This window comes from Marinobacter sp. (assembly GCF_041690455.1).
In the GTDB taxonomy this organism is placed as follows: domain Bacteria; phylum Pseudomonadota; class Gammaproteobacteria; order Pseudomonadales; family Oleiphilaceae; genus Marinobacter.
This window is the reverse complement of the sequence record NZ_JAWLHI010000045.1, coordinates 1-18,535: the sequence shown is the minus strand read 5'-3', so window position 1 is coordinate 18,535 and position 18,535 is coordinate 1. Positions and strand designations below refer to the sequence as shown.

Sequence of the window (18,535 nt, the reverse complement as noted above, 5' to 3'; positions counted from 1 at the left end):
GGCAATTCTCAGTGCAGATAGTATTCAACGGTGGAGACCACGCGCACGGTCTTGACCGGCTGCTGGTCCTCCCGGATGCCGGGATCCTGGTCCCGGGCCAGGATCTGGAATACGCCCTGGTTGGCCCGGCGCAGGCCGCCCAGTTCGGCGTCGGCGTCCCGGGCGAACTGCAGGGCTGCTTCCCGGGCAGAAGCGGTAGCCTCGGCAATCATGGCCGGTTTGATCTCGTTCAGGCCGCTGAACAGGTAGGTGGGGCCGCCAGGACCGTAATCGGAAGAGAGCACCACGCCGGAGTCCACCAGGTCACTGACATTCTGGGCGGCCTGGCGAATACGGTCGATGTCCGCGCTGCGCACCATCAGGGTCTGGTTGATGATGAACTTCTGCTCGGTGTTGTTGCCGGGATAGGGATTGGCCCGGGTGTCGGTGACATCCAGTCGCAACAGCTCCACGGCGGTTTCGTCGATGGCCTGTAATTTGAGGAAGGCCATGATGGCATCCCGGCTGGCACGGGCCCGCTCCTGGGCCTGATTGAGAGTCTCACCCGTGGCCACGAAACGAATGGGCCAGAGCGCCAGATCCGCCCGCACTTCCTGTTCCGCAACGCCCTTGACGGTGACAAACCGGTCGGCCGTGCGCAGCCCGGTCAGGCCGTCGCTGAGCAGCGAGGCGGCGATAATGGTGCTGATGCCGAGAATCAATGCCGAGACAACTTTCATACCCGCTCCTTGTATTCCGAGGCCCTCGCTTGCAGGCCTGCTATCCTGACTATCAGGCAAGACTACCGGGAACCGGAGAGCCGGAAAAGGGGAGTTTCATGACACAGGTTTCCATTGAATGTGTGCGGGGCAATATTGCCAATCAGCCGGATATTGATGCCATCGTCAATGCCGCCAACGCACGGCTGATGCCGGGCAGTGGCGTGGCCGGCGCCATTCACTCGGCGGCCGGCCCCGGACTGGCGCAGGAGTGCCGGCAGCTGGCGCCTATCGAGCCGGGGCAGGCGGTGATCAGCGGTGGTCATGATTTGCCCAACCGTCATGTAATCCACTGTCTGGGGCCGGTTTATGGTGTCGATACACCGTCGGATGAGCTGTTGGCGGATTGCTACCGCAACGCCCTTGAGTTGGCAGACCGTCATGGCCTGTCGTCCATCGCCTTTCCCGCGATCTCGACAGGAGTGTCCGGTTATCCGATTGAGGAGGCCGCCAGGGTTGCGGTGAACGCCATCCGAAAGGCCGCGCCAGGGCTCAGCTCAGTGCGTCTGATCCGGTTGGTGCTGTTCAGCGAGGACGACCTTGAAGTGTTCCGGGCGGCGTTGGCTGCGGATTCGCCCGGAACCTGAAGGGTTATTCACAGTCGACGGACTTCCGGTCGGCGAACCGGGCCTGCATGGCCTTGCGCTCGCGCTCCGGATCGCGGAATTCCTCGGGCAGGGACTGGATGAAGTACAGATAGTCGCCCTTGGAGCGGTTGGCTGCCAGCGGCACATTGTCTTCCTCATCCGGCCAGAACACCGGCGTAATCACGGCGATGGAGAGCCCGGGTGCGCGTTGCTCCAGCACGGCCACCGTGCCGAGCCGCTCCTCGCTGTGGAAAGTGCCGGTGGTATGCAGGATCTGATGGCCGGGGTGATTTGACCGCGCGTCCAGAATGGCGCTGGCCATGGTGTTATCACGGAGCAGCTGGGCATGATAGGTGTTGCGCATGCGCTCCGAAAGCTCGCCATCCTCTAGGCCGTGGCTGCCACCGATGGCCCCGACAAATTTTTCCTTGTAGGCCGGCGTGTCGAGAAAGGGAGTCTCGGGCAGCAGTGCCCGGGTTTCGGGGGCCAGGGCCTTCAGGTAGCCAGGGCCTTTGCGGCCAACGCATCGAACCACATCTGCCGGGGCGTTGGCGGCAATCACCGGTAGCTGTTGTTGCCGGGCAAACTCCACCAGCGGGCGGTAGGAGGCCCGGTAATTGTTCCAGGCTTCGGCGTCCTCGATCATCTCGGTCTCGCCAAGGTCTCCCGTCAGGAAACGGTCGAGAACGTCCTGATGATCCACGTTGAACTGCTCCATGGTCAGGACCTGTTGGGGGTTCTGACGAAACAGGGCCTGCTGGAGGCGAGCCTGCAACAGATGTGAGGCATGGTGGCCGTGATACTCACCCACCACCACGACATCGGTGTCGGCCAGTCGTTCGGCGAGCTTTTCTACGGTCAGCGGTGTGCCGTTTTCCGCGTCGAACACGCGGGCGTCATACTGGCTCTCGGGCGGCGTAACGGGGTTCTGTTCAGAAGGCATGGCAACACATCCGGTGACGGATAGCAGTATCAGGGACAGGGCAGACAGGCAAAGTTTCATAACCAGAGTATACGACCTTTGGCTCAGTCGGTTTTCTGCTGTTCCTGTTCCCGCCAGTCCGGCCCCAGTTTCGATTCCACGTATTCGCGGATGAACTGTCGGACCTTCTGGGAGGGAGTGACGTCTTCCTGCTTGCAGAGGGCTTCAAACGCGGCTTTCTTTTCCGGATCGATCAGGAGTGTCAGCCGAGCGGTGCGGTTTTCCATGGTGTGTTGGGACCCTGTTTCAGCGATTGAATCGTTGGCATGTTAATTTGATTAACATTGAATGTACAGATTATGAGCATATAATGTAAACAATTCATTCCAGAAGTCGAGTTACCGTTCATGCCTCATCGCGCCCATCTGTTCTCCCTGCGAATTGCCCATGCCTTCCGCGAGGCCTGTGTGAACGAGCGGTATACCGGGCGACGCTTCGGCCGGGACGTGATGGCGGGCATTACCGTGGGGATCATCGCGATTCCCCTGGCCATGGCCCTGGCCATCGCCAGTGGCGTCGCGCCCCAGTATGGTCTTTATACCGCGTTCATTGCCGGTTTCATCATTGCCCTGACCGGCGGCAGCCGTTACAGCATTTCCGGCCCGACCGCGGCGTTTGTGGTCATCCTCTATCCCATTGCCCAGGAATACGGGCTGGGTGGATTGTTACTGGCGACCCTGATGTCCGGCATCCTCCTGGTGATCATGGCCCTCATGCGGTTGGGCCGGTTCATCGAGTATATCCCCGAGTCGGTCACCCTGGGATTTACCGGCGGCATCGCGGTGGTCATTGCGACCCTGCAGGTGAAGGACTTTTTCGGCCTGCCGGTGGCGGCGATGCCGGAACATTACTGGGACAAACTGGCTGTGCTGGCGGAGGCTTTGCCTGCCGTGGATGGCATGAGCACCCTGGTGGCGGTTGCCACCCTGGCGGTCATGCTGATCTGGCCGCGCCTGCGTACGCCGGTGCCGGCGCACCTGCCGGCAGTCCTGATCGGAAGCGGTCTTGCGCTGTGGTTCAATGCCAGCGGTGCGGAAATCGAGACCATCGGTTCCCGTTTCAGTTATCTGCTGCCCGGTGGTACCGAGGGCGCGGGTATTCCGCCGTTCATCCCGGAGTTTGCCTGGCCCTGGCAGCAACCGGGGCCTGACGGCCAGCCCCTGGGGTTTTCGTGGGATTTACTGCGGGAGTTGTTGCCCGCCGCTTTTGCCATCGCCATGCTGGGGGCGATCGAATCGCTGCTGTGTGCGGTGGTCCTTGATGGCATGTCCGGGAAGCGGCACAGCGCCAACAGTGAGCTCATGGGGCAGGGCCTGGGCAACATGGTGGTACCTTTCTTCGGCGGGATTACCGCGACCGCCGCCATTGCCCGCTCCGCCGCCAACTTCCGTGCCGGTGCCGAATCCCCGGTGGCGGCGATGATCCATGCCGGTGTCGTGTTGCTGGCGCTGGTCTCGCTGGCGGGGGTGCTCGCCTACCTGCCGATGCCGGCCATGGCCGCCTTGCTGGTGATGGTGGCCTGGAATATGAGCGAGGCACCCAAGGCCGTGCACCTGCTGAAAACCGCCCCCCGCAGTGACGTGCTGGTGTTTCTGACCTGTTTTGGCCTGACCGTGGCCCTGGATATGGTGATAGCCATTACTACCGGCGTCCTGCTGGCGGCGGTGCTGTTCATGCGCGAAATGGCGCAGATGACCCGGGTAACCGACATCACCAAAAGCGGGCGTATCGCCCGGGAGGAGCTGCCTGAGGGCTGGCAGGTATTCAAGATCAACGGGCCGCTGTTCTTTGCCGCTGCTGACCGGATTTTCGGGGAGCTGGCGGAGTTGTCACGCCAGGCCCGGGGCTTTGTTCTCTATATGGACGGCGTCACCATCCTGGATGCCGGTGGTCTTTCCGCACTGACCAAACTGATCGATACCTGCCGAGACAGTGGCAGCCAGGTGGTTATTGCCGACCTGCAGTTCCAGCCCCTGAAGACCCTGGCCAGGGCCGGTATCAAGCCGGAGGAGGGGGTCAGCCGGTTCTATCCGACTCTCGATGCGGCTCTTGCTGCGGTGCGGGCCGAGAAGGGATGAAGGGCTGTCTCTACGGATCGAGGTCGTAGTTACAGCGGCCAGTGTAGTTGCAGGTTGCCGCCACCGAATTCCGATTCGTGCAAGTAGAACGTCGGGTTCAGGGTCAGTACGGCTCCGTTTTGGCGGGAGAGAAGCATCTCGAAGGGCAATGCCAGTTTTCCAATAAAGCCGTCAAAATCCCTGTCTGTTTCCTCTTCAAAGCTCTGCCGAATGTGGGCGTGTCCCAGGTACACCGCCGGTCGCAGGCTTACACCGGGCGTGAGAGGCAGGGAGAACTCCCCGAAAACCGTCGGTTCACGCCGGCGAATCCGGCCCTCTTCGTTCAGGGCCCGGCCGAAAAAGCCTTGCTCGTTCAGATCCCGGTAGGCAATCCCGAACCCTGGCTGCAATCGGTGAGCGGTGAAGGTTGCTCCGGCCAGCAACTGGAGATGGTTGCGGTCGAAACCGGTGCTCCGGCCCTCGCCCTCGGCAAACAGCCGGTAATCCCGTCGGGTGCGCTCCCCGTCCAGCTCCAGTGCGATCCGCCAGTTAGCGACCTGTTGGCGATGGCTGAAGGCGGCCCGGACACTTTCGCTGTCCACCTGCAGGCTTTCCTGCCGGCTGATGAAGGAGGATTCGGGCGTCAGGGTCATGGATACCGTCGTGCCCAGGTCCGGCTCGACACCACCTCGGTGCCACTGGATAAACCAGGAGTGGGGGAAAGTCTCGAACTCGTCGGGGGAGTCGGTCTTGCTGTTGAAGTAGGCGTCCGGGAGGATCCAGCTGGCATGAATCCAGTGGTTGTTGGCGACCCGGTGGCGGGCGCTGAAATAGACGTCGGACAGGGACTTGTCCGAATACACGTCGCCCTGCAGCCAGAGTTCGGTATCGTCGGTTACCGCCTGCCGGAATCCCACCAGCTGACGCTGATAGGCCCCGTCCAGATCCTCGCTGCGCTGGATGTCCAGCAGGAAGCCGTTGCGGTCATCCCGGAATCCGAAGTCCTGGCGAAAACGGAAATCGTAATAGAGCCGGCGGCTACTGACACTGCCGCCGGTGCCGCGGATACCGTTATCGACCACAGTGGGTATGGGCTGGCTGTGCCGGAACGTGAGTTCATTCAGAAACCGCTCCTTGTCGTAGGCTTCGTCCCGGCCCTCCACCACAGCCTCGGCCCGCCACGGCTGGGCAATCTGACCGGTATCTGCCCGGCCGATTACCGGCAGCATCACCAGAATCGACAAAACGGATACCCAGCCTGTTGATTTCAAAGTGGGAATAGCTGAGGCTTCCATGGCTCACCTCCATGAGCGCTTTGCTCTATCCTAAGGGAGCATGACTGACTCAGGCAAAGGGAATCCCATGCTGCCATTTCGTGTTGTTGATCGCGTCAAGTTCATTGTAGAGCGCCAGCTGGTCAAGGGCGCGGGTTTCCAGTTGCTGGTGGTCGGCATTTTCATCGGGCTGATCTCGCTCATTGGCGGCATGCTGGTGGTACCCCAGGGCGGTGAATTCGAGGATGCCGGGTCGGCGATCTGGTGGGCGTTCCTGAGGCTGACCGATCCGGGCTACCTGGGTGACGATGTCGGCACCTGGCAGCGAATCGTTTCCACTTTGCTGACGGTGTCCGGCTATGTGGTGTTCATGGGCACTCTGGTGGCCATCCTGACCCGCTGGCTGATTGCCAAGATGCAGGATCTGGAGCGTGGCCTCACGCCCGTCACCCTGAAGAACCACATTGTCGTTCTGGGCTGGACCGCTCAGACACCGCCGCTGGTTGCAGAGCTGTTTGGCTCTTCAGGTCGGATGCAGCGCTTCCTGGAAAAGCACGACGCCCAGAAACTGCGCCTTGTGGTCCTGTCGGAGGAGGCCAGCGCCGGACAGGTCCACGAGCTGATCAATGAGCCTGGCGTCGGTCGACGGGCCCGGGAGGTCATCTTCCGAAGCGGGAACGCCATCCAGCCGGAAGCCCTTCACCGGGTCGCCTGCCTGGATGCGGCCGCGGTGATTGTGCCCAGTCAGGTGCAGGATACCGGTAGCCTGCTGACCCCGGATGTGGGCACCGTCAAGGCATTGCTCTCGATTGCTGCTGAAGCCCGCCACCTGGGGGGCTCACTGCCCTTCGTGGTGGCAGAGATCCAGGATATGCGTAAGCTGCAGGTGATTGAAAGGGCCTATCCTGGAGCAGTGGAGGTGGTTGCTGGTGATGCCACCATCAGTCGTTTGATGGTGCAGAATGTTCTGCATCCCAACCTGTCAGAAGTCTACAACGAACTGCTCACCGCCGGAGAGGGCAATGAAATCTATGTGCGCGGTGGCGAGACCGCCGAAGGGCTTACACTTGGCGAACTGGCTTCCCAGCGGCCGCATGCCATCGTGCTGGGTCTTTTGCATCCTGGCGCAGAACATCGCTGGCAGGTCAACCTGATGGCGCCTTCGGACACGGTCATTCGGCCCGATGATCGCATCGTGCTGCTGGCCAGGGATTATGCCCACACTGGCTCCGATCTGAAAGCCGAGGCCCTGGCCAGGATTGAAAGAGCTGCTCTAGTACCGTCTGTCAGAACCGGATCCGGTCTGCACCGAGTGCTGGTGCTGGGCTGGAACCGACGGGTGGCCAGTCTGGCCGCGGAGTTCGCCAGCTACCGGGATCGAAGGTTCGAGCTGGATCTGGTTTCGGCCATTCCCATGGAAGAGCGTCAGCGGGAAATTGCCCGTTATGGCATTGATCTGGCAAGTGTGAACGGGCGCTTACTGGAAGCTGATTACATGGTTGAGGAGGACCTCAGGAGACTGAATCCCGCCTCTTATCATACCGTGATGTTGCTGAGCAGTGATCGTATCGGCTCCGGCGAGGAGGCGGACGCCCGGGCCATGGTGGGCTACCTTCAGCTGGAGGAAATCCTGGCCGAGTCTTCGAGTCGTCCTCAGGTAATCATGGAGCTCAGTGATCCGGACAACCGACACCTGCTCTATGGCCATAAAAGTGAAATGCTGATCAGCCCGATGATTCTCAGTCACGTACTTGCCCAGGTTGCGTTGCGCCGGGAATTGAGGGTAGTGCTGGATGAGTTGTTCACCGTCGGTGGTGCGGAAATCCAGTTCCGGGATCCCGCGGATTACCCGTTACCCGCAAGCACCGATTTCCGCTTGCTGGAGAAAATCGTGGCTGACAGGGGGGAAATAGCATTGGGCCTGTTCCGGGCAGAGCCGGATGAGCGCGGGCGTCATATCATGATGAACCCTCCCCGCAAGCAGTATCTGGACATAAAGGCAGGGGACAGGCTGATGGTCATGAGCAAGACCTGAGAGCAGGGAAGCGGCTGTGGTTATTCGATGGTCTCCAGAAGTGCCTGCATGATGTCATCCATGACCACAAAACCTTTGATCTCGTTGTCAGATAGCACCAGAAGACGCTTTACCCTGTGCTCGGTCATAAGGCTGGCGGCATGTCTTAACGCCAGGCTCTCCCCCACACTGATGACTGGCTTGGCACAGACATCGTAGACATTCAACAGGTCAATATCCCCGTCTTCCGCAACCACGGCCTTCAGGACATTGGTGTAGGTGATCAGTCCCCAGGCGTCGTGCTCACTCTGGCGCTCGACCACCAGTGATTTCACGTCGTGGCGCTTCATCAGTGACAACGCTTCCCGCAGGGTGGCGAAGGGGGAAATCCTGATGATGTCGCTTATCATCACGTCTTTGACCAGTTTCATGATGTCTCTCCGATCAGAGTGAGTCTTTCAGGTGTTGTTCGAATTTCTCCACCTGGGCCATGTCTATGCCGCCCAGATGCTCCAGCGGTACCGTGAAAATCAGCCCCTGGGAGTCCTTGGGGTCGGGCATGACGACTTTTTGCAAGGCTTTCAGCACCTCCAGTGACAGCGCCCTCTCCAGCACCATGAGCAGCACACTCTGGCTGCCGTCGTAGGTCAGCCCAAAGAAGGTTTTTCTGGTCGTGTTGCTGATACCGCGACCGGAGAGCACGGTCATGCCACCGGCACCCAGGTCCCGTGCCGCATCAATGCATTCCTGTTCCAGATCCTCTGGAACGATTGCTACCAATGCAGAGAATTTCATTGGGTTACCTTCCTGCGATCAGAAATGAATTGGGAAACGATGGCATAGGCCATCACTGTAACAATAGGGAAGATCGAGGCGAATGCGATCAGGCCAAAGCCGTCAATCAGGACATTGCGACCGTCGATGCTCGAGGCAAGCCCGATCCCCAGTGCTGTCACCAGGGGAACGGTGACCTCGGAGGTGGTGACGCCGCCAAGGTCGTAGGCCAGGGCAACGATATACCGGGGCGCCAATGCAGTGAGGCATATCACCAGAATATAGCCCGCCATGATGTAATAGTGGATGGAATCCCCGGTAATGATGCGATGCACGCCTATGGTGATGCCGACCGCAACACCGACGGCGACCAGCATCCGTATGACGTTGCCATCCAGCGTACCGGCCGCGGCCTCTTCTGCCTGTTTTCCTATGGCGATCAATGCCGGCTCCGCCATGGTAGTGGCAAAGCCGATCATCAGTGCAAACAGATAAATATAGGCGTAGTCCCCACGGGCTGTCAGTTGCTCGGCCATGCTTGTACCAATCGGGAAAAGACCCATTTTCAGGCCCACGACAAAGGCATACAGGCCGAGAATGACCAGCGTGAAGCCGAATATAACCTTGCGAGGGTTGCTCAACTTCCGGCGCAGGACCAGGTACTGGAAAATCAGGACGGTCAGAATGATGGGCAGCACATCCCGGACCATTTCCACGAGATCCAGCAGGATGCTGGTTATGCCGGTTGACGCTGGTGTGTCTGTCTCTTTGGTGAGTATGAGTTCTCCGGTATCCGGGTTGCCGGAATAAACCAGCATGCCATAGATCTGAACAGTGATCATGGGCACCATGACCGCCAGAGCCACCAGCCCGAAGCCGTCGATCAGGGGATTTCTGCCCCGGATGGAGGCGGCAAGCCCGATGCCCAGGGCGGCCACCAGCGGTACGGTAACCACGTTGGTGGTGACGCCACCGGAATCATAGGCCAGGCCGACAATTTCCTCCGGCGCAAACCAGGTGACGATGACCACAATGATATAGCCAGCGATCATGAACCAGTGCAGCGGATAACCGAAGATGGTCCGGAAGATGCCCAGTGCCACCACCAGACCGACGGAAACCGCGACGAGTCCTCTGAGTGTCAGGCTGTCAATCCGCCCCCCGCTGATACTTTCAGCCTGTTCAGCGACAGCAATGAGGGCCGGTTCGGCAATGACTGCCGAGAAACCCATGGCAAATCCGAAGGCGAGCAGGACTGCGACCGATCCCTTTCTGGCAAACTGGTTCGACAGGCTTTTGCCCACCGGAAAGATGCTCAGTTCAAGTCCCTGGAGGAACAGCGCCACGCCGACAGCGACTATCAGCAGGCCCAGCACCATGCTGGCGAGATTATCCGGGATCTGCTGCAGGATAATCAGTTGAAAGAAGGTGACGACGACCACGATCGGAAGCAGGTTCTTGAGGGCATGGAACAACGAATGGGTAAACGCACGAAGATAGAACACTGAGAATTCCTTTTGCCCTGCGCTGCTCGTGGTACTGATCGTTCAGATCAATACTAGCATTCATCGACTGCGTGGTAATGACGGAACTCAACAAACCGGTGAGTTTCGGAGCGAGCTTCGACATTCACCGTAAAAATGCCGAAAATACATAATATAAATTTCAATTATAAATTTGAACGTACTAGAGTACTCCTCATCGCCAGCGAGCTGATCATAAAGTGAGCAGGAAGCTGGCTTCGGCTGATGCTGAAAAGTGTCTCCGCACATGATCAGAAAACCAACGTAGAAAGGATGAGACCCATGCCCTACGCACAAGACGTTGACCAGATCGCTTCCCTGTTGAAGCAGCACCCGACCTGGAACGCTATCAACCCGAAGCACGCCGCTCGCATGCGCGCCCAGAACAAGTTCAAGACTGGTCTGGACATCGCCAAGTACACCGCCAAGATCATGCGCGAGGACATGGCGAACTACGACAAGGACACTTCCCAGTACACCCAATCCCTGGGCTGCTGGCACGGCTTCATCGGTCAGCAGAAGATGCTGTCCATCAAGAAGCACTTCGGTACCACCAAGCGTCGTTACCTGTACCTGTCCGGCTGGATGGTTGCTGCCCTGCGTTCCGAGTTCGGTCCGCTGCCTGACCAGTCCATGCACGAGAAGACTGCCGTATCCGGTCTGATCGAAGAGCTTTACACCTTCCTGCGTCAGGCCGATGCCTGGGAACTGAACCACCTGTTCCGTGCCCTGGAAGAAGCCGAGAATGCCGGTGACACCGCCAAGGCCAAGGAAATCGAGCAACAGATCGACAACCACGAAACCCACATCGTGCCGATCATCGCCGACATCGACGCCGGTTTCGGTAACGCCGAAGCGACCTACCTGCTGGCCAAGAAGATGATCGAAGCCGGTGCCTGCTGCATCCAGATCGAGAACCAGGTATCTGACGAGAAGCAGTGTGGTCACCAGGACGGCAAGGTTACCGTTCCGCACGCTGACTTCCTGTCCAAGATCAACGCCGTTCGTCTGGCGTTCCTGGAACTGGGCGTGGACGACGGTGTTATCGTTGCCCGTACTGACTCCCTGGGTGCCGGCCTGACCCAGAAGCTGGCGGTTACTGACGAGCCGGGCGACCTGGGCGACCAGTACAACAGCTTCCTCGACGGTGACTACATCGAGGACGCGTCCGAGATCAACAACGGTGACGTTGTGATCAAGTCCAACGGCAAGCTGATGAAGCCCAAGCGTCTGGCTTCCGGTCTGTTCCAGTTCCGTCCGGGCACTGGCGAAGACCGTGTTGTTCTGGACTGCATCACCAGCCTGCAGAACGGTGCTGACCTGCTGTGGATCGAAACCGAGAAGCCGCACGTTGGCCAGATCGCTGCCATGGTTAACCGCATCAAGGAAGTGGTGCCCGATGCCAAGCTGGTCTACAACAACAGCCCGTCCTTCAACTGGACCCTGAACTTCCGTCAGCAGGTGTTTGATGCCTGGAAGGAAGAAGGCAAGGACGTATCTGCCTACGACCGCGACAAGCTGATGAGCGAAGAGTACGACAGCACCGAGCTGGCCCAGCTGGCCGACCAGTGGTGTCAGAACTTCCAGCGTGACGCGTCCCGTGAAGCAGGTATCTTCCACCACCTGATCACGCTGCCGACGTACCACACCGCAGCCCTGTCCACCGACAACCTGGCCAAGGGCTACTTCGGCGACGAAGGCATGCTGGCCTACGTTGCGGGTGTCCAGCGCAAGGAAATCCGTCAGGGTATCGCCACCGTGAAGCACCAGGATATGGCTGGTTCCAACATCGGTGATGACCACAAGGAATTCTTCGCAGGTGACGCGGCTCTGAAGGCCGGTGGTAAGGACAACACTATGAACCAGTTCGGTTAATCGACCGGTTCTTGTTGTCTCGGTGAGGGCTCAGGCGCTCACCGGCCCCAAAAACCCCGGGTAGCATAAGCTGCCCGGGGTTTTTGTTTGTCTGTTCTGTCCGCAGGGCCCTTTGTGCCAGGGGGTTCTGTCAAAGCCCCTGTTGTCGCGCTATGGTTGCTGTCAGGACTTTGCATCTGGATGCTGCTTATTCATGTTGTCTGAACAATGGCTGGTTTTTCTGATCCTCGGGACCACACTGGGTCTGTTCATCTGGAACCGGCTCAGGTTCGACGTTGTTGCCATGCTGGCCCTGCTCGCGGTGGCCGTAGCCGGACTGGTGCCCGCCGATGAGCTGTTTGCCGGGTTTGGCCATCCGGCGGTGATCACCGTCGCGGCGGTGCTGGTGATCAGCCAGGGGTTGGTGAATGGCGGAGTCGTGGATGCGGTTGCCCGGCTGCTGGCGCGTGTCGGGCGTAACGCCGTTCTTCAGGTGGTGACGCTGACTCTCGTTGTCGCCCTGTGCTCAGGATTCATCAACAACGTCGGCGCTCTGGCGCTGCTGATGCCGGTGGCGGTTTGGATGTCACGGCAGGCCGGGCGTTCGCCTTCCCTGTTATTGATGCCGCTGGCATTCGGTTCCCTGCTGGGCGGCACCATGACCCTGATCGGTACCCCGCCGAACATCATTATCGCCAGTTACCGGGAAGCCGGTTCCTTCGGGCTGTTTGACTTTGCGCCAGTGGGCCTGGCTGTTACCGCAGCGGGTATCCTGTTCATCAGTCTGGTTGGCTGGCGACTGACGCCCAGGCGTGACGACCCCGCCGAGGGCGACAAACTGTTCAGTGTCGGTGACTATGTGACCGAGCTGCAGGTTCCGGAAGGGTCCGACTATGCCGGCAGTACCTTGCACAATCTGCTGACTTCCGGAGATTCCGGGAAAAGTCTCGTGGTCCTGGCGCTGATCCGGGGCGACAAGACGTCACCGGCGCCCTCGACCTTCACGGTGCTCCGGGAGCAGGATGTGTTGCTGGTGGAGGCGGATACCGACAGTCTGCAGGAATTCCTGGATCATACCGGTCTGATACTGCCCCATACGGTTTCCGAGGAAGATGAAGAGGAAGGCGAGAGCCGGCGGGATGCCGAGAAGCAGCTGGCCACCGGCGATGTGCAACTGGTCGAGGCAGTGATCAGCCCCTCGTCCCGGTTGATCGGCCGCACCGCAAACCGTCTGAACCTGCGCGAGCGTTATGGTCTGAATATTGTTGCGGTGGCGCGCCAGGGTCACCGGTTGAAGCAGCGCCTCGCGGATATCCGGATGCGCTCTGGCGATATCCTTCTGGTCCAGGGTTTTGAGGACACCCTGACCGGTGCCCTGCAGACTCTGGGCTGCCTGCCGCTGGCGCAGCGTGGCCTGACCTTCGGGCGGGAAAAGAATCTGGTGCTGGCCGGCGCTCTGTTCGCCGCCGCCATCCTGGCCATCATATCCGGATGGCTGACACCGCCCGTGGCGCTGGTGGCCTGTGCCGTTGCCATGGTACTTGCTCGCCTGCTCGATCCCTCGGAAGCCTACCGCGCCATCGACTGGTCGGTCATTGTCCTGCTGGCGGCGATGATTCCGGTGGGTCGGGCCCTGGAAACCACCGGAGGGGCGGAGGTCATCGCCACGCAGATACTGGCGATGGCCCAGGGGCAGGCGCCCTGGGTGGTGCTGGCCATCATCCTGGTAGGCACCATGTTGCTGTCCAATGTGGTCAACAATGCCGCGGCGGCGATCCTGGTGGCGCCCATTGCATTGGGTATCGCAGCCCAATTGGGGCTGGCCTCCGATGCCACACTGATGGCGGTGGCAATCGGTGCCTCCTGTGCCTTCCTGACCCCCATCGGCCACCAGTCCAACGCCCTGGTGATGGAGCCCGGAGGTTATCGCTTCGGAGACTACTGGCGCCTCGGCCTGCCTCTTTCGGTGATCGTGACCGCCGTTGCGGTGCCGGCGATTCTCTGGGTCTGGGGCTAGGTCATCTGGCGCGGGTCGGGTGGTCGTATTGATTGGGGGTAAACGGCGGCTTCTGCCACCGCCGGTTTCATGTCTGTTATCCTTTTCCAAAGCATTTTCCCGGGGATTCGAACCCATGCAATCTGACGATGTAAAAGCCAACCTCCTGGCAGAGCTTGAGCAGGCCCGATCCCGGACTGAGCGCCTGATCTGCACGTTGCCGGAAGATAAACTGGATGTGCCGTATCACCCAGGCGTCAATCCGCCGCTCTGGGAGATGGGGCACTCCGCGTTTTTCTACGAGGTTTTCGTATTCAACCTGCTGGATGGCACCCCCAGCTACGATCCTTCCATGGACGACCTGTGGGATTCCTTTCACGTCGAGCACCGCGACCGCTGGCGGTCCGACCTGTTCCCGGGGCGGGCCAAGACCCTCGCCTACTTCCGCACCATCTATGACCGGATTGCGGAACGCATCCAGAGTAAGCCGCTGACGGACGAGGACCTGTACCTTTACCGCTATGCGATTTTCCACCAGAACATGCACATTGAGTCGTTGATCTGGTGTCGGCAAACGGTGGCGTACCCGGCGCCACCGGACTATGTCGGCGATCGGCCGGCCCCGTCAGAGCCGGTCTCGGGAGACACCGAGGTGCCCGCCGGCCGCTGGCTCATTGGCATGCCGGGAACCGCGGAGGCATACGCCCGCGAGGACTTCGCTTTTGATAACGAAAAGCCTCGTTTTGAAGTAGAGCTGGATGCTTTCCGGATCAGCCGGACACTAGTCAGCAATCGGGACTTCCGGGCCTTTGTCCACGATGGCGGCTACCAGCGCCCAGCGCTCTGGTCCTTCGGCGGCCGGAAATGGCTGGAAACAGAGCAGGATGTCAGTCTGGTGCACGGTCTGGAAGAACCACTGATGCGTGCACCGAGGCATCCGCTGTACTGGCGTTGGCATGAAAACCACTGGCAGGAGCGGCTGTTCGACCAGTGGCAGCCGTTGAACCCGGACGCCCCGGTGACCCATGTGACCTACTGGGAGGCTGAAGCCTGGTGCAACTGGGCCGGTCGTCGCCTGCCGACAGAATATGAGTGGGAAGTGGCTGCGCTGGCCAACCGGCCGGGGGAGGCCTTCCGCCGGTTTCCGTGGGGCAATGAGGCACCTAGCGTCGTTCATGCCGATATGGACGGCCGGACCCAGGCCCGGAATCCGGTCTGGGACTATCCGGCGGGCGAGAGCCCGTTCGGCTGCCGGCAGATGATCGGTTCGGTGTGGGAGTGGACAAGCAACCAGTTCCTGCCCTACGACGGCTTCAAGGTGGACATGTACCCGTTCATGTCGACCCTGCAGTTTGGCGACCACAAGGTAACCAAGGGCGGCAGCTGTGCCACCTCATCGATCCTGATTCGCGGAACCTACCGGCAGGCTTACCTACCGCTGCGCAATGACGTCTATACCGGGTTCCGGACTTGTGCGCTCTGATTGGTCGATTCATCCATGAGGTGGCTCGCCAGGGCCACCCCGGTTTCGCTCATGGTCAGATAGGCTTCATTGGCACCCGCCTCCCGGATTTTCCTGGCTTCGTCGGCAAACATGGTGTGCGCCACGATGTAGCCGGTAAATCCGAGTTTGCGTAGCATGCGCGCGGCGATGAGCTTGCCCTCGATATCGCTCATGGCAAGTACAACCGATTGCAGTGCGGGCATGTGCAGGCCTTCCCAGAACGTGGTGTCCTCGGCATCGGCAAACACCACGTTACGCCCCTCTTTCTGGTGCTTTTCGGTTTTCGCCGGATCCGAGTCCAGCCCCATGATCCGTGATTCGTGGGGCTGCAACCAGTCGTAGGCGGCGGTTCCGGTGCGCCCCATGCCCATCACCAGAACCCGGGTGTCCCCCAGTGAAATAGGCTGTTCGTCCGGGTGTCTTTTACGGCTCTCGAACCGCACGATGCGATGACTGATCTTCTCGTAGATGCTGTGTGCAAACCGGTTCGCCGGTGCCGAGAGCAGGAAGGAGAGGGAGACCGTGATGGCCAGAGGCACCAGCCAATCCGGCAGGGCGACACTGGCAACGATCAGACCGAACTCACTGTAATTGGTCAGTGACAGGGAGGTGAGGAAACTGCTCCTTGCCCGCAGGCGGAACGCCAGCAACAGAAAGTAGAACAGGATGCCTTTCAGGGGTAGAACCAGCCCCGCCACCAAAGCGAAGATCAGGGCCTGCTGGTCGGGCAGGCCACCGATCCCGATCTGCAGGAAAAACCCGACCAGAAAGACTTCCTTGACGCTCCAGAGGGACCTTGCCAGCTCCTGGGAGCGTGGGTGATTCGCCAGCATGGCGCCGAAAATCAGCGCGCCCAGCTCGGAGCTCATACCCACGGCCTCGAAGCCCAGCCCCCCGAGAACCAGCGCCAGCAACAGGCCGAGCAGGACCAGCAGTTCATCATGCCCACTGGCATCCAGTAGCCGGAAAAGCAGGGGCCGGAGCAGCGGCAGGCCGAAAATCATCAGAGCCCATTGGGAAGGGGTTTTTCCTGCGGCGAGGCTCATGACCACCAGGGCAATCAGGTCCTGCATGATCAGGATGCCGATGGCGACCCGGCCATGAAAGGCCCTGAGCTCCCGTTTGCTCTCAAGAACCTTGGCGGCAAGTACGGTGCTGGAAAACGACAGGGCAACGGCCAGCATGACGGCCGTGGTCCAGTCCAGTTCCAGCAGCCAGTAGAGGGGCGGCGCAAAGACCACGCAGGTAATGGCGAAATGCAGCAGGCTGCCCCCGATTACCTCCGGAGAGACAATCGAGCGCAGCTTGAGCTTGAGGCCGACCGTGAACAACAGCAAGAGCACACCCAGGTGGGCAATGTGCCCCAGGGCGTCCGTGGCCTCGATGGTCAGGCCGGTGACGGACGAGAGCCCGGCCAGAACAAACCCGGCAGCCAGATACCCTACCAGTGGCGGTAACCCGACAGTTTTGACCAGCAGGCCCAACACGAAGGCAAAGGATATCCAGACTGCTTCAGGCATCTTGTGTGCTCTCTTCGGACCGCCGTGAGATCAGGCCTGTTCGCGGGCAATCGCCCGATAGGCGATGTCCTTGCGGTAGAAGACACCATCCCACTGAATCTTGCCAGCCAGCTCGTAGGCCCGTTTCTGGGCCTCGGTGACGGTGTTGCCGAGGGCAGTGGCGCACAGCACGCGGCCACCGCTGGTGACGACCTGATCGCCATCAAGCCGGGTACCGGCGTGGAACACTTTCTCGCCCTCGACTTCTGTCTCCGGCAGGCCGGAAATGACGTCACCCTTGTTGTAGCTGCCCGGGTAGCCTCCGGCTGCCAGCACTATGCCTACGGACGCGCGGTCGTCCCACTCGGATTTGCACTGGTCCAGCTTGCCGTCGACGGCTGCATGGCACAGTTCCACCAGGTCGGACTCCATGCGTAGCATGATCGGCTGGGTTTCCGGATCACCGAAACGGCAGTTGAACTCGATTACCTTGGGTGCGCCGTCGTTATCGATCATCAGGCCGGCGTATAGGAAGCCCTTGTAGGGATAGCCTTCGGCAGCCATACCTTTCACGGTGGGATAGATCACCTCATCCATGATGCGCTGGTGCACATCGGCGGTAACCACCGGTGCCGGGGAATAGGCGCCCATGCCACCGGTGTTGGGGCCGGTGTCACCGTCGCCGACGCGCTTGTGGTCCTGGGAAGTGGCCATGGGCAGCACGTGCTCGCCATCCACCATCACGATAAAGGAGGCTTCCTCGCCCTCCAGGAATTCCTCGATAACGACCCGGCTGCCGGCGTCGCCAAAGGCATTTCCGGCCAGCATGTCGCGGATGGCGTCTTCGGCTTCCTCGAGGGTCATGGCGACAATCACGCCCTTGCCAGCGGCCAGGCCGTCGGCCTTGACCACAATCGGGGCGCCCTGTTCACGTACGTAGGCCAGGGCTTCGTCGACATCGGTAAAGTTGGCGTAGGCGGCGGTGGGAATCTTCTGGCGCGCCAGGAAGTCCTTGGTAAAGGCCTTGGAGCCTTCCAGCTGGGCGGCACCGGCACTGGGTCCGAAGATGCGCAGGCCGCGCTCTTCGAACCTGTCCACCACGCCGGCCACCAGGGGGGCTTCCGGGCCAACGATGGTCAGGCCGACGTTGTTGTCGGCGGCAAAGTTGGCCAGACCCTCGAGGTCCATGACGTCGATATCGACGTTTTCCAGGCCCGGCTCCCGGGCTGTGCCGGCGTTGCCCGGCGCCACGAAAACCTTGTCCGCATCCGGAGACTGGGCAGCCTTCCAGGCCAGGGCATGCTCGCGTCCGCCACTGCCGATTACCAGAATGTTCATGAGCTTGTACCTTGTTAAGTCGGGGTCAGAAGAAGGCGTTCTTCAGACCCCAATTTCGATCCATCCCCCGGGGTCTGAACAGCCGTTCTGACCCCCTCTTCAAACCCGGGGTCAGATGAAAGCCTTCATCTGACCCCAACTTCAAAAAACTCAGTGCCGGAAATGACGCATGCCAGTAAACACCATGGCAATGCCATGCTCATTGGCCGCGTCAATCACTTCCTGGTCGCGCATGGAGCCGCCGGGCTGGATCACCGCGGTGATACCTGCCGCAGCAGCGGCGTCGATGCCGTCCCGGAACGGGAAAAATGCGTCCGAGGACATCACCGAGCCCGTCACCTCCAGGCCTTCATCCGCTGCCTTGATACCGGCGAT

Annotated in this window: 15 protein-coding genes and 1 pseudogene; 6 read left to right on the top strand and 10 right to left on the bottom strand. The window is 60.4% G+C overall.

Features of this window, described 5'->3' with window-relative positions; translation table 11 throughout:
* Positions 1 to 8: 8 nt before the first annotated feature.
* A complete protein-coding gene (locus ACESMW_RS12210) occupies positions 9 to 719 on the bottom strand; it encodes an SIMPL domain-containing protein (RefSeq protein WP_372987306.1) in 711 nt (236 codons plus the stop codon).
* Positions 720 to 817: 98 nt separating this feature from the next.
* On the opposite strand from ACESMW_RS12210, the gene ACESMW_RS12205 reads away from it, so the two are divergent.
* Positions 818 to 1,345: a macro domain-containing protein gene (locus ACESMW_RS12205; protein WP_372987305.1), complete on the top strand. Its 528-nt coding sequence runs from the start codon at positions 818 to 820 to the stop codon at positions 1,343 to 1,345.
* Positions 1,346 to 1,349: 4 nt separating this feature from the next.
* On the opposite strand, the gene ACESMW_RS12200 is transcribed toward ACESMW_RS12205, so the two are convergent.
* Both ACESMW_RS12200 and ACESMW_RS12195 read right to left on the bottom strand, forming a co-directional pair.
* The gene (locus tag ACESMW_RS12200; protein WP_372987304.1) at positions 1,350 to 2,288 is read right to left on the bottom strand and encodes a ChaN family lipoprotein; all 939 of its coding nucleotides are present in this window, start codon (positions 2,286 to 2,288) and stop codon (positions 1,350 to 1,352) included.
* 83 nt (positions 2,289 to 2,371) lie between these two features.
* Positions 2,372 to 2,554, bottom strand: a complete 183-nt coding sequence (locus ACESMW_RS12195) for a CopG family transcriptional regulator (RefSeq protein WP_372987303.1) — start codon at positions 2,552 to 2,554, stop codon at positions 2,372 to 2,374.
* 120 nt (positions 2,555 to 2,674) lie between these two features.
* On the opposite strand from ACESMW_RS12195, the gene dauA reads away from it, so the two are divergent.
* On the top strand, positions 2,675 to 4,405 hold the full coding sequence (gene dauA / locus ACESMW_RS12190; protein ID WP_372987302.1) for a C4-dicarboxylic acid transporter DauA: 1,731 nt from the start codon (positions 2,675 to 2,677) through the stop codon (positions 4,403 to 4,405).
* A gap of 29 nt (positions 4,406 to 4,434) precedes the next feature.
* On the opposite strand, the gene ACESMW_RS12185 is transcribed toward dauA, so the two are convergent.
* Entirely contained in the window at positions 4,435 to 5,679 is a 1,245-nt protein-coding gene (locus ACESMW_RS12185) for a hypothetical protein (protein WP_372987301.1), read from the bottom strand.
* Between the two features lie 67 nt (positions 5,680 to 5,746).
* Here ACESMW_RS12185 and ACESMW_RS12180 point away from each other — a divergent pair, with 67 nt between their 5' ends.
* Positions 5,747 to 7,693 (top strand): CASTOR/POLLUX-related putative ion channel, encoded by a 1,947-nt coding sequence (locus ACESMW_RS12180; protein ID WP_372987300.1) that lies wholly within the window; start codon positions 5,747 to 5,749, stop codon positions 7,691 to 7,693.
* 20 nt (positions 7,694 to 7,713) lie between these two features.
* Here the strand turns inward: ACESMW_RS12180 and ACESMW_RS12175 are convergent, their stop codons facing one another.
* The 3 genes from ACESMW_RS12175 to ACESMW_RS12165 are packed head-to-tail and all read right to left on the bottom strand — an operon-like array spanning position 7,714 to position 9,951.
* Positions 7,714 to 8,103: a CBS domain-containing protein gene (locus tag ACESMW_RS12175; RefSeq protein ID WP_372987299.1), complete on the bottom strand. Its 390-nt coding sequence runs from the start codon at positions 8,101 to 8,103 to the stop codon at positions 7,714 to 7,716.
* Positions 8,104 to 8,116: 13 nt separating this feature from the next.
* Positions 8,117 to 8,467 carry a P-II family nitrogen regulator gene (locus tag ACESMW_RS12170; protein WP_092003597.1) on the bottom strand — a complete coding sequence of 117 codons (351 nt, stop codon included), beginning with the start codon at positions 8,465 to 8,467 and terminating at the stop codon, positions 8,117 to 8,119.
* The gene (locus ACESMW_RS12165; protein ID WP_372987298.1) at positions 8,464 to 9,951 is read right to left on the bottom strand and encodes a DUF1538 domain-containing protein; all 1,488 of its coding nucleotides are present in this window, start codon (positions 9,949 to 9,951) and stop codon (positions 8,464 to 8,466) included. Before ACESMW_RS12165 ends, ACESMW_RS12170 begins: the two co-directional genes overlap by 4 nt.
* A gap of 300 nt (positions 9,952 to 10,251) precedes the next feature.
* Between ACESMW_RS12165 and ACESMW_RS12160 the strand changes: the two genes are divergently transcribed.
* From ACESMW_RS12160 to senA, 3 genes are all read left to right on the top strand, one after another.
* Entirely contained in the window at positions 10,252 to 11,844 is a 1,593-nt protein-coding gene (locus tag ACESMW_RS12160) for an isocitrate lyase (RefSeq protein ID WP_372987297.1), read from the top strand.
* Between the two features lie 193 nt (positions 11,845 to 12,037).
* On the top strand, positions 12,038 to 13,840 hold the full coding sequence (locus ACESMW_RS12155; protein ID WP_372987296.1) for an SLC13 family permease: 1,803 nt from the start codon (positions 12,038 to 12,040) through the stop codon (positions 13,838 to 13,840).
* A gap of 115 nt (positions 13,841 to 13,955) precedes the next feature.
* Positions 13,956 to 15,302 carry a selenoneine synthase SenA gene (gene senA, locus ACESMW_RS12150; protein WP_372987295.1) on the top strand — a complete coding sequence of 449 codons (1,347 nt, stop codon included), beginning with the start codon at positions 13,956 to 13,958 and terminating at the stop codon, positions 15,300 to 15,302.
* Here the strand turns inward: senA and ACESMW_RS12145 are convergent.
* The 3 genes and pseudogenes from ACESMW_RS12145 to purH all read right to left on the bottom strand — a co-directional run.
* Positions 15,272 to 16,843: a cation:proton antiporter gene (locus ACESMW_RS12145; protein ID WP_372987294.1), complete on the bottom strand. Its 1,572-nt coding sequence runs from the start codon at positions 16,841 to 16,843 to the stop codon at positions 15,272 to 15,274. The genes senA and ACESMW_RS12145 overlap by 31 nt on opposite strands.
* A 30-nt stretch (positions 16,844 to 16,873) precedes the next feature.
* On the bottom strand, positions 16,874 to 18,160 hold the full coding sequence (gene purD / locus ACESMW_RS12140; protein ID WP_372987293.1) for a phosphoribosylamine--glycine ligase: 1,287 nt from the start codon (positions 18,158 to 18,160) through the stop codon (positions 16,874 to 16,876).
* A 150-nt stretch (positions 18,161 to 18,310) separates the two neighbouring features.
* A pseudogene (gene purH / locus ACESMW_RS12135) lies at positions 18,311 to 18,535 on the bottom strand (bifunctional phosphoribosylaminoimidazolecarboxamide formyltransferase/IMP cyclohydrolase); the annotation flags it as partial.

Coding starts and splice junctions, on each gene's coding strand:
- ACESMW_RS12210 (WP_372987306.1), bottom strand. CDS start 719: ATGAAAGTTGTCTCGGCATTGATTCTCGGCATCAGCACCATTATCGCC.
- ACESMW_RS12205 (WP_372987305.1), top strand. CDS start 818: ATGACACAGGTTTCCATTGAATGTGTGCGGGGCAATATTGCCAATCAG.
- ACESMW_RS12200 (WP_372987304.1), bottom strand. CDS start 2,288: ATGCCTTCTGAACAGAACCCCGTTACGCCGCCCGAGAGCCAGTATGAC.
- ACESMW_RS12195 (WP_372987303.1), bottom strand. CDS start 2,554: ATGGAAAACCGCACCGCTCGGCTGACACTCCTGATCGATCCGGAAAAG.
- dauA (WP_372987302.1), top strand. CDS start 2,675: ATGCCTCATCGCGCCCATCTGTTCTCCCTGCGAATTGCCCATGCCTTC.
- ACESMW_RS12185 (WP_372987301.1), bottom strand. CDS start 5,679: ATGGAAGCCTCAGCTATTCCCACTTTGAAATCAACAGGCTGGGTATCC.
- ACESMW_RS12180 (WP_372987300.1), top strand. CDS start 5,747: ATGCTGCCATTTCGTGTTGTTGATCGCGTCAAGTTCATTGTAGAGCGC.
- ACESMW_RS12175 (WP_372987299.1), bottom strand. CDS start 8,103: ATGAAACTGGTCAAAGACGTGATGATAAGCGACATCATCAGGATTTCC.
- ACESMW_RS12170 (WP_092003597.1), bottom strand. CDS start 8,467: ATGAAATTCTCTGCATTGGTAGCAATCGTTCCAGAGGATCTGGAACAG.
- ACESMW_RS12160 (WP_372987297.1), top strand. CDS start 10,252: ATGCCCTACGCACAAGACGTTGACCAGATCGCTTCCCTGTTGAAGCAG.
- ACESMW_RS12155 (WP_372987296.1), top strand. CDS start 12,038: ATGTTGTCTGAACAATGGCTGGTTTTTCTGATCCTCGGGACCACACTG.
- senA (WP_372987295.1), top strand. CDS start 13,956: ATGCAATCTGACGATGTAAAAGCCAACCTCCTGGCAGAGCTTGAGCAG.
- ACESMW_RS12145 (WP_372987294.1), bottom strand. CDS start 16,843: ATGCCTGAAGCAGTCTGGATATCCTTTGCCTTCGTGTTGGGCCTGCTG.
- purD (WP_372987293.1), bottom strand. CDS start 18,160: ATGAACATTCTGGTAATCGGCAGTGGCGGACGCGAGCATGCCCTGGCC.